Annotated in this window: 6 protein-coding genes and 2 pseudogenes; 3 read left to right on the top strand and 5 right to left on the bottom strand. The window is 63.9% G+C overall.

Annotation, left to right across the window (positions count from 1 at the left end):
• Positions 1–168: 168 nt before the first annotated feature.
• The 3 genes from E4O86_RS20825 to E4O86_RS20815 all read right to left on the bottom strand — a co-directional run bounded on the left by E4O86_RS20825 (position 169) and on the right by E4O86_RS20815 (position 3,741).
• On the bottom strand, positions 169–1,563 hold the full coding sequence (locus E4O86_RS20825; RefSeq protein WP_425500147.1) for a CmpA/NrtA family ABC transporter substrate-binding protein: 1,395 nt from the start codon (positions 1,561–1,563) through the stop codon (positions 169–171).
• Between the two features lie 289 nt (positions 1,564–1,852).
• Positions 1,853–3,157 (bottom strand): CmpA/NrtA family ABC transporter substrate-binding protein, encoded by a 1,305-nt coding sequence (locus tag E4O86_RS20820; RefSeq protein WP_161142471.1) that lies wholly within the window; start codon positions 3,155–3,157, stop codon positions 1,853–1,855.
• Positions 3,154–3,741: an ANTAR domain-containing response regulator gene (locus E4O86_RS20815; protein ID WP_161142472.1), complete on the bottom strand. Its 588-nt coding sequence runs from the start codon at positions 3,739–3,741 to the stop codon at positions 3,154–3,156. Before E4O86_RS20815 ends, E4O86_RS20820 begins: the two co-directional genes overlap by 4 nt.
• A gap of 262 nt (positions 3,742–4,003) precedes the next feature.
• Here E4O86_RS20815 and E4O86_RS20810 point away from each other — a divergent pair, with 262 nt between their 5' ends.
• A complete protein-coding gene (locus E4O86_RS20810; RefSeq protein WP_161142470.1) occupies positions 4,004–5,701 on the top strand; it encodes a thiamine pyrophosphate-requiring protein in 1,698 nt (565 codons plus the stop codon).
• A gap of 174 nt (positions 5,702–5,875) precedes the next feature.
• Here E4O86_RS20810 and E4O86_RS20805 read toward each other — a convergent pair.
• Positions 5,876–6,028 (bottom strand): annotated as a pseudogene (locus E4O86_RS20805) (IS630 family transposase); the annotation flags it as partial.
• A 282-nt stretch (positions 6,029–6,310) separates the two neighbouring features.
• Between E4O86_RS20805 and E4O86_RS20800 the strand changes: the two are divergent.
• Both E4O86_RS20800 and E4O86_RS20795 read left to right on the top strand, forming a co-directional pair.
• Complete coding sequence (locus E4O86_RS20800) at positions 6,311–7,738, top strand: AAA family ATPase (protein ID WP_161142468.1); 1,428 nt, start codon at positions 6,311–6,313, stop codon at positions 7,736–7,738.
• A complete protein-coding gene (locus E4O86_RS20795; protein WP_161142467.1) occupies positions 7,735–8,652 on the top strand; it encodes a DUF4435 domain-containing protein in 918 nt (305 codons plus the stop codon). The genes E4O86_RS20800 and E4O86_RS20795 overlap by 4 nt, the downstream gene beginning before the upstream one ends.
• Positions 8,653–8,955: 303 nt before the next feature.
• On the opposite strand, the pseudogene E4O86_RS20790 reads toward E4O86_RS20795, so the two are convergent.
• A pseudogene (locus E4O86_RS20790) lies at positions 8,956–9,153 on the bottom strand (helix-turn-helix domain-containing protein); the annotation flags it as partial.
• Between the last annotated feature and the right edge of the window lie 508 nt (positions 9,154–9,661).

The following is a 9,661-nucleotide window of genomic DNA, read 5'->3' as shown; positions in this document are numbered from 1 at the left end:
CCGAGGCCGAGCGCGGCGAGCGGGCGGGCGATCCGGTCGATGCGGGCGAGGCGTGCCTCGCGCCGGGCGGCGCGGGCGGCGTCGGCGCGCGCCTCCAGGACGAACTGGTCGGCTGTGGTCATGGCTGTCGAACCTGGCTCTGGGATGGGATGGCGGTGCGGGCGCGCTTCAGCCGCCCGTCACCTCGCCGCCGCTGATCACGTCGGCGCCCTTGAGGCCGATCGGGAGCGCGTCGATGTAGGCGTTGGGCTTGCGGCCGTCATAGGTGAGGCCGTCGATGAAGGCGGCGGTCGGCGCGCGGTAGCCGTCGCTCGTCCAGGGGAAGTCGCTCTCCTCCGCGAGCCCCTCGTCGACCAGCATCCGCGCCGCCTTCAGGTAGATGTCGGGCCGGTAGACCGAGCGCGCGGTCGCGTCGTACCAGGAATCGTCCTTCGCCTCGGGGATCTGGCCCCAGCGGCGCATCTGGGTGAGGTACCAGACCGCGTCGGAGTAGAACGGATAGGTCGCGTAGTGCCGGAAGAAGACGTTGAAGTCCGGCACGGCCCGCTTGTCGCCCTTCTCGTACTCGAAGGTGCCGGTCATGGAATTGGCGATCACCTTCGCGTCGGCGCCGACATAGTCCGGCCGGCTCAGGATCTCGACCGCCTCCGGCCGGTTGGCGTTGCCGTTCTCGTCGAGCCATTTCGCGGCGCGGATCAGCGCCTTGGTGATGGCGAGCGTGGTGTTCGGGTACTTCTCGGCGAATTCGGCGGTGATCCCGAACACCTTTTCCGGATTGTTCTTCCAGATCTCGTAATCGGTGATGACCGGCACGCCGATCCCCTTGAACACGGCCTGCTGGTTCCAGGGTTCGCCGACGCAATAGCCGGAGATGGTGCCGGCCTCGAGCGTCGACGGCATCTGCGGCGGCGGCGTCACGGAGAGGAGCGCCTCGGCCTTGATCTGGCCGGCCGTGTCGTTGCGGCCGTAGAAGCCCGGATGGATGCCGCCCGCCGCGAGCCAGTAGCGCAGCTCGTAATTGTGGGTGGAGACCGGGAAGACCATGCCCATGTTGAAGGGCCGGCCCGCGGCCCGGAAGCGGTCGACCACCGGCTTCAGCGCGCTCGCGCTGATCGGATGCTGCGGCTTGCCGTCGGCGCCGGCCGGCACGTTCGCCTTCATCATCTGCCAGACCTCGTTCGACACGGTGATGCCGTTGCCGTTGAGGTCCATCGAGAAGGGCGTGACGATATGGGCCTTGGTGCCGTAGCCGATCGTGGCGGCGAGCGGCTGGCCGGCCAGCATGTGCGCGCCGTCGAGCTCGCCGGTGATGACGCGGTCGAGCAGCACCTTCCAGTTCGCCTGGGGCTCGAGCCGGACATAGAGCCCCTCGTCCTCGAAGAAGTGCTTCTCGTAGGCGATGGCGAGCGGCGCCATGTCGGTCAGCTTGATGAAGCCGAAGGTGAGCTCGTCCTTCTCGGGCACGAGCATCTCCGCGCGCGCCGCCTGCGTCGCGAGGACGGCGAGAATTGCCGCGCCGGCGAGCCGCGCGCCGAAGCCGCCTTTTCGTCCTGAGCCTCTCACGTGCCTCTCCTCGTCCTCGGTGTGGGCGCGAAAAAAGAAAGCCGCCAGATCAGTCGTGCTCCGGATGGAGTACGGTGATCGGCGGCGATGCCACGACGCCCCGGCGACGGGCGCGTCTTCAGTCTATCGGGAGAACTGGATGGTGCGGAACCTTCGTTGGTTCACGCTCCACATTGCTCGGCGGCTGGATATTCGTCCGATCGAGCAGCATCAGGCTATTTGCAGCGGCAGCACACGGCAAGATCAACTATTGTGCACCAGCGCGGAAATTTTCGGCAGTGCACGATGCTCAGACCGGCACGCCGAGCCCGAGCAGGTAGCCCTCGAGGTCGTCGGGATCGAACAGCCGGCCGTCGAAGAACCCGTCGGGCCCGAGGATCATGCGGCCGGAGCGGGAGGCGACCGGGGTCGGATGGCGGAGCGCCCCCTCCACCTTGGCGCTGGCATTGGGCAGGTCCGCCCCGAGCGGGCCGAGCGCCGCCCGGTAGAGGTCGGGCCGGTAGACCATGCGCGCCGTCTCCGCGTCGGCCGGATCGAAGCGGATCTGGCGCCAGCGCACCATCTGCGAATAGAACCAGAGCGCGTGGCTCTGCCACGGGAAGTTCGCGGCGTGGTCGTGGAGCACGAGGAAGTCCGGCACGAAGTCCCGGGCCTGGCCGTGCCGCCGCACGATCCGGCCGCCGAGCGCCCGCAGCAGCGTCTCCGCGCTGCCGCCGAGATAGGCCGGCGTCGCGAGCAGGCGGGCGAGCGCCTCGTGGTTGCCGGGATCGCCGGCCCAGGCGGCGGCGCGGTGAAGCGCGCGCAGCAGCGCCGCCAGCCGGTCCGGATGCTCCTCGGCGTAGCGCCGCCTGAGGCCGAGCACCTTGTCGGGTCCCTGGCGCCACAGCGCCGATTTCGTGGTCACGATCGCGCCGACGCCGCGTGCGACGGCGAGCGAGTTCCACGGCTCGCCGACGCAGAAGCCGTCGACCTGCCCCTCCGCGAGCGCATCGACCATGAAGGGCGGCGGCAGCACCACCAGCCGGACGTCCTCGTCGGGGTCGATGCCGGCCGCCGCCAGCCAGTAGCGCAGCTCGTAATTGTGTCCCGAAAAGGGGTGGACCATCGCGAGCGTCAGCGGCGCGGCGCCGGAATGCCGCCGCCGGGCGACCAGCGCGGCGAGCCCTTCCGCCATGGCGGCCGGGCCGTCCGCGAGCGTCGCGCCCTCGGCCTCGAGCTCGGCGAAGAGCGGCTCGGAAAGCGTGATGGCGTTGCCGCCGAGGCCGAGCGAGAACGGCGCGATCATCGGCGCGTTGATGTGCCCGCCCGCGCCGAGCGTCGAGGCGATCGGCAGCGGTGCCAGCATGTGCGCGGCGTCGAAATGGCCGAGCGCCACGCGGTCGCGGATGTTCGCCCAGGAGGTCTCCCTGACGAGCGCGAGCGCCAGCCCCTCGGCCTCGGCGAAGCCCTTCTCCGCGGCGGCCACGAGGATCGCGCAGTCGAGGAGCGGGATGAACCCGATCGTGACGGTCGTGCCCTCCCGGCCCTCGCCCTCCCGACCGCCGCCCCCGGGGCGGATGTCCGCCGTCGCCCGCGCGTCCACGGCCGGCCTCATCCGAGGAGCTTCGCGGCGGTGACGAGGCTCTGGGCCACGTCCGCCACGCGCCGGCTCTCGTTCATCGCGGTGCGGCGGAGGAGGGCGTAGGCCTCCTCCTCGCCGATGCCCCGGCTGCGCATGAGGATTCCTTTCGCTTTGTCGATCACCTTGCGCTCCTCGAGCGCCTGCTTGGTCCGGTCGAGCTCCTCGCGCAGGCGGTTGAAGGCATTGAACCGGCTGATCGTCATGTCGAGGATCGGCTTCACGCGCTCCTTGCGCAGGCCGTCCACGATGTAGGCCGAGACCCCGGCGTCGATCGCGGCCTCGATCGAGGCGGTGTCCGAGCGGTCGACGAACATCGCGATCGGCCGCCGCACGCTCCGCGAGACCTGGAACATCTGCTCGAGCACGTCGCGGTTCGGGTTCTCGAGGTCGATGAAGATCACGTCCGGGTCGGCCTGGACGATCTGGCGGAGGAGCTCGCGCATCTCGGTGATGACCGAGACGCGCACATAGCCCGCCTCGCGCAGCCCGTCCTCGATGATCGAGGCCCGGACCGCGTCCTCGTCGATCACCAGGATCCGGAGCGTTGCGTCCACCATGTGCGGTGCAATCTCGCGCATCCGAACCCGTTGTGCAATGCAGCAATCCGCGGCGGGATCCGCCCCGCCCGCCGCCGCATCTGCCGGGCTTGGGCGGCGCGCCGTCATCGCCGTCGACGGCGGCGCACGGGCGATCTAAAGGGTGTCTCGGGCCGAACGGCCCGGGAGGCCCGGCCCGCGCCGGACATCCCGTCGGAGCGCCGGGCCTTGAGCCCGGAAAGAAGAGCCGGCAGGGCCGGCGAGGGCGCCGGGAGGAAGACGGATGAAGCATACGCGGCCGGAGGGATCGTTTGCGGCGGAGGCCGTGCTCGGCCACATGAAGGCGGCGGGCATAGACGTGATCTTCGCCAATGGCGGCACCGATTTCCCGTCGATCATCGAGGCCTTCGCCCGTTCGGCCGAGAGCGGCATCGCCATGCCCGAGCCGATGATCGTCCCGCACGAGGGCGTCGCCGTCGGCATGGCGCACGGCTATTACTTGATGTCGGGCCGGCCGGCGGGCGTCATGGTCCATGTCAATGTCGGCCTCGCCAACTCGGTCATGGGGCTCGTCAATGCGGCCTCCGAGAACGTCCCGGTGCTGATGTGCTCCGGCCGCACGCCGCTCACCGAGAAGGGCCGCTTCGGCAGCCGCTCGAGCCCGATCCACTGGGGCCAGGAGATGCGCGACCAGGCCGGCATGATCCGCGAGATCGTGAAGTGGGACTACGAGCTGCGCTATCCCGAGCAGGCCGGCCCGGCGATCGACCGCGCCATCAGCATCGCCATGAGCGAGCCGCGCGGGCCGGTCTATCTCAGCCTCCCGCGCGAGGCGCTGGCCGAGCCGGTGCGCGACGGGGGCCGCCCGCCGGTCCTCGCGCCGACGCTCTACGGGCCGCCGCGGGCGGAGGCCGTCGGCAAGGCGGCGGACCTTCTCGCCGCCGCCGAGCGTCCCCTCCTGATCGTTCAGAGCGCCGAGATCGGCGAGGATTTCGGCCCGCTCGCGCGCTTCGCCGAGCGCTATGCCCTGCCGGTCGCCGAATATTGGTCGACGCGCCTCGCGCTGCCGACCACGCACCCGATGCATGTCGGCCGCGAGCCGGCCGATCTCGTCAGGGACGCCGACGTGATCGTCGTCCTCAACGCGATGGTGCCGTGGATCCCGGACCATGTCGAGCTCGCGCCCGGCTGCAGGGTGATCGCCATCGGACCCGATCCGCAGTTCCGCGCCGTCCCGATGCGCGGCTTCGAGCTCGACGTCTCGCTTGCCGGCGGCACGAACGAGGGCCTCAGCGCGCTCGCCGAGGCGATGGCGGCGCGCGTGCCGGCGGATGCCGATTTTGCGGAGCGGCGCGCGCGGATCGCCGCGCTGAAGGAGGCTCAGGCCGCCGCAGTCGAGAAGCGCGTCGGTCTCGGCGGCGGCGCGCCGATGAACCCGGCCTTCGTCAGCCGCTGCATCTCCGACGCGATGGGCGAGCGCGCCACGCTCTTCAACGAGCTCGGCGTCGATCCCGCCGCGATGGCCTTCACGGCGCCGAGGAGCTATTTCGCCAATCCCCTCTCCGGCGGCCTCGGCTGGGGCGTGCCGGCCGCGCTCGGCGCGCTCGTGGCCGACCGCTCGCGGCAGGTGATCGCGGCGGTCGGCGACGGCTCCTACATGTTCGCCAATCCGGTCGCCTGCCACCAGACCGCGGCGGCGCTCGGCCTGCCGCTGCTGACGGTCGTCTTCAACAACGGGATCTGGAACGCCGTCCGCCGGGCCACCGTCTACATGTATCCGGACGGCAGCGCCGCGACGGCGAACGTGATGCCGATCACGGCGCTCAGTCCCGCGCCGGACTATGCCGCCGTCGCGCGCGCGCACGGCGCCCATGCCGAGCGGGTGGAGGACGGCGCGGCCCTTCCCGGCGCGCTCGCCCGCGCGCTCGCCGAGACCCGCTCCGGCCGGCAGGCTTTGCTCGAAGTGGTCGTCTCCTACTGAGGCGTGCGCAGCGGGAGGAGGGGAGGCGCGGATCTCGGCCGGCTCGAGACCGCGGCCGTGTTCGTCCTGCTGAGGCGCAAAGCGGCTAAGCGAAGGCGCGGCCACCGCACATCGAGAGGCAGCTAGGCCCCAATCAACAACGGTGCGTTTTGATCGAGCTAGAGCAAAGTCCCATCAGTCTGGATCGTATCCGCAGGCGCTGAAGTAGTTGGCGCACTCGGCTGGGGAGAAGGTGTCGGCGATGCGCCTGATAGTTGCCCAGAGGGCCTCGACGGTGCGCTCTGCCGCTCGTCGAAGCAGCGAGTTGAGCTTGGCGAAAGCGTTCTCGAACCGCCTCGCTGCCACCTAGTAGCTAACGTCCACAATCCCGGCGATCTCGCGCTGTCCCAGATCCAAGTGCGAAAGAGCTTGTCATGAAGTCTAGCCTCCTTGACGGTCTCCACCGCAGATCACAAAACGGCAGCAGGTGAACTCCGGAATGGGACGCATCGCTTCGATCGCTGCTCTGGCCGGAGTGCGTTTTCGCACTCGACATCTAGTCTGGACTGCATGCGAGTTGGCATGGTATCCTAGCAACCCAAGTGCCTAACTCCCAAACTGTGACCAAGGATGATCCGGTTCAAAGACTTCTCTATCTCAGGCCTGTTTGGACGCCATTCGGCTAAACTTCCCATAAAGGACAACAGAATTGTCATTGTTGGATACAACGGCGTTGGCAAGAGCACAATTCTAAACGCATTTTACTATATTATCAGCTCCCAATGGGTCAAGCTAGACGAAATTGTTTTTGACGAAATCATTATTAGCACTACAACGCGTAGAATACGGGTTAAGAAAACCGAAGTATCTTCCTACTGCCGGCGTCGGACGAGCCTTGGACGCAAAGTTCCCGTTCGCTATTTGGATGAAATCATTCATCACTGGGATCCGGATGACATACGAGCCTTCGCAGAACTGGATCTCGGTCGTTCACGTGCGGAAATCAGCAGGTTTCCTACTCTTCGTTACTTACCGTTGTCGGTAACACGGGAGATCCAGTTCGCCGTCCGGGAAGTTATGTCAATCAATGTCACAGAAGACATTGAGATTGACAACTTGGCTAAAATACAGAAATTTTTCGCCGCTGAGTTAGGAGGGCGGGTATTATACCTTCCAACTTACAGGCGAATTGAGAAAGATATTAAAAACATTTTCCCGGAAATTGAGAATGAGATCCAAGAGGCTATTCGTCGTAGGGCAAAGCCAGGCGGCGCTGCAGACGTGTATGTTGAACTTGTTAACTTCGGGATGGAAGATGTAAAAGCGAAGATTGCTGAGAAACTTGAGCAGTTGCGGTCGCAAGCGTTATCGGAAGTTAACAGCCTCACTACTAAGTACTTGCGCGATGTAATTCGAGATGAAGCAAACACCTACAGCAGCGATCTTGCGAAGAAAATTGACCAAGCCTCATTAGATGGTGTATTTCGAAGAGTGGATGAGTCTATACTAAACTCTGACGATAGAAGCAATATAAACCTCGTGGTCAAAAAGATCCAAGGCAAAAAAAACCTTGAAAATAACGAAAAGTATGTTGCGCATTACATTGCATATTTAATAGATATAGGAGAAAGAATATATAAATTTGAAAAACCCGTGCGTGATTTCGTCGGGATCTGCAATTCGTACCTGTATGGTAAGCGTTTTGTGTTTGACAATATTGATTACAAATTCTATATTAGATATGTAGAGTCCCCCGACCGCCGAGCAGATGGATCGGTGGTTTCCTCCGACATCCAGATGGAGGATTTGTCGTCTGGGGAAAAGCAAATTGTAAGTCTGTTTTCACATCTCACCTTAGATGAAGGAACAAGAAATTACATTATAATCGACGAGCCCGAGCTGTCCCTTTCAGTTGATTGGCAGCAGCGGTTCCTCGCCGACATTTCTGCGACGCAGGGTTGCGCATTTTTGGGTGCGGTGACCCATTCGCCATTCATTTTTGATAATGATCTCGACAGATATGCAGTCGATATTCTGAAGCACATGAGTACTCAATGAGCTATCTCGAATCATTGAGGGCGAGACGTCAAGCGCAGAAGGCCGTGGAGCAATTACTGCGAATGGCTATAGGTTCTGGAAGATACGTTGCCATATTTGCTGTGGAGGGCGAAGAAGACGAAGAGTACTATTCAGAAATGTGGGATAAGGTTATTTGTAATCATCCTATTCAAGTTATAGTGTGTGACGGCAAGGGGGGAGTTCTGGGCGCCCGAGATTTTATTGATCGGGAGTACCCAAACACATGCGTCGTTCTATACTTCATTGATAAAGATCATGACGAATTTATCGGCATAAATCATGCTAGAGCTGATACATATGTGACCGATGGATATTCGATCGAATGGGACGTCTGTAATGAGGCTGCAATAGTTCACGTACTACAGCGTAACTATACTATAATGAGTGGCGACCCGTTGCTGGAAAGCTTCAGAGTCTTCTGGAGGCGGAGCACCACAGCGGTGCTACCTCGTCTGAGAACCGTGATGGCCGGCATTGTGCTGATTCGTCAGCAGGATATAGATCCTAGTTTGGACGGACTCACTGTTAATGCGCTCTTTGAGTTTCGCAGCGGCGCTTACGAAAGGCGTCGTCTTAGTTTTGACAGGTTTCGGGAAATGGTCGAGACCGAATGGATGCCGTCGCAAGGCGAGTGGGTTGCGATGCTAAGGATCCTGTCAGGGACGCCTGACAGTAGTTACGTGAGAGGGAAAATCCTTGTTTCATTTTATTGCGACATGATTTCTCGCTTTGCGGCAGACTGTTCGCATCGGAAATCGAATGGTCGGCTGCTCAAACCAAAAATTCAGATTGGAAAGAGAAACTTTATTCACTTAGCAATACCATTGCTGACGGTTCCGAGTTCTCTTCGTGTCTTTTTTGAGCGCGCAATTGGTCGAGCCGCTTTTCCATAACCCGAAACATCCGTCTGTACAGAGAGGGTAATCGCTTGACAGTGCCGCTTCTATGAGCGGGGCTCAGGCGACCTGTTTGGCGGTTCGTCTTTCTGCTCAGTTGTCCTCCTTCTGCTGTGGCGGGCTCAATAGGCTGTCGATGAAGGCGACGGCCGGTGTCCTGCCGTTCATGTCGCGGCCCTGGTGCGGCCGCCGCTGATTGTAGCCCTCCAGATAGGTGTCGAGAACCGCCTGCATTTCCTCGATGGTCTCGAACCAGGTGCGGCGTCCCTCGACGCGGATCGCCTGGTCGATCTCGGCCGCGACCCGGTTGGGGTGCGGCCCCCTGGCGCCGGGCAGCCGGTCGATCAGCCCGTCGGCGCCATAGGTCTGGAAGTTGCGGCGGATCTCGTAGAACTGCTGGCGGGAATAACCCATCACCTTGCAGGCGCGGCTGACGTTCTGCAGGTCGGAGGCCAACTCCAGAAGCGAGAGCCAGTTTGTGGCTTCCGGCCGCCTCATCAGGCGGCACTCCTCCCCGTTGAAGCCGCGCACGTCCGATTCCTGCCCGCCGGGCAATCAGCCGGGGAAAACGGCGGCGTTTCTCCGCCCCGGCGGCAGGGGAGGGCATCGGGGGGAGAGCCCGCCACTATCCCCGGCGACCGTGCCGCTCGGCGGGCCGGTACCCGCCACCGGTCTCCCCGATGACCATCCGCCCCGGCGGGCGGCCTTTGCCTCGGTGCCTTCGACATGCGGCTCCCCGGCGAGGCGATCCCGGTCGAACCCGCGCCACCTCGCCAGGACGCCGATCGCCTGCCGGACGTTGCGGATTGCGGACGGGCCGATGCCGACGGCCAGGCCGGACGACGCTGACTACCAAGCCGGACGACGCCGACCACCAGGCCATGCCACGCTGACGACCAGGCCGGCTGCATGGCTGTCGGCCCGGGCAGGCCGGCCGCCGGCGCCGGGCCTCCGGCCGGGAAAAGCGGCGGCGCCCGTGCCCGGGTCCGGCCGCCGGCGGAACCCG

This window comes from Propylenella binzhouense, assembly GCF_009866965.1.
Lineage (GTDB): Bacteria > Pseudomonadota > Alphaproteobacteria > Rhizobiales > Afifellaceae > Propylenella > Propylenella binzhouense.
Note: the sequence above shows the minus strand (reverse complement) of the source record. Positions and strands in the feature narration are given on the sequence as shown.

Coding starts and splice junctions, on each gene's coding strand:
- E4O86_RS20820 (WP_161142471.1), bottom strand. CDS start 3,157: ATGAGGCCGGCCGTGGACGCGCGGGCGACGGCGGACATCCGCCCCGGG.
- E4O86_RS20815 (WP_161142472.1), bottom strand. CDS start 3,741: ATGGTGGACGCAACGCTCCGGATCCTGGTGATCGACGAGGACGCGGTC.
- E4O86_RS20810 (WP_161142470.1), top strand. CDS start 4,004: ATGAAGCATACGCGGCCGGAGGGATCGTTTGCGGCGGAGGCCGTGCTC.
- E4O86_RS20800 (WP_161142468.1), top strand. CDS start 6,311: ATGATCCGGTTCAAAGACTTCTCTATCTCAGGCCTGTTTGGACGCCAT.
- E4O86_RS20795 (WP_161142467.1), top strand. CDS start 7,735: ATGAGCTATCTCGAATCATTGAGGGCGAGACGTCAAGCGCAGAAGGCC.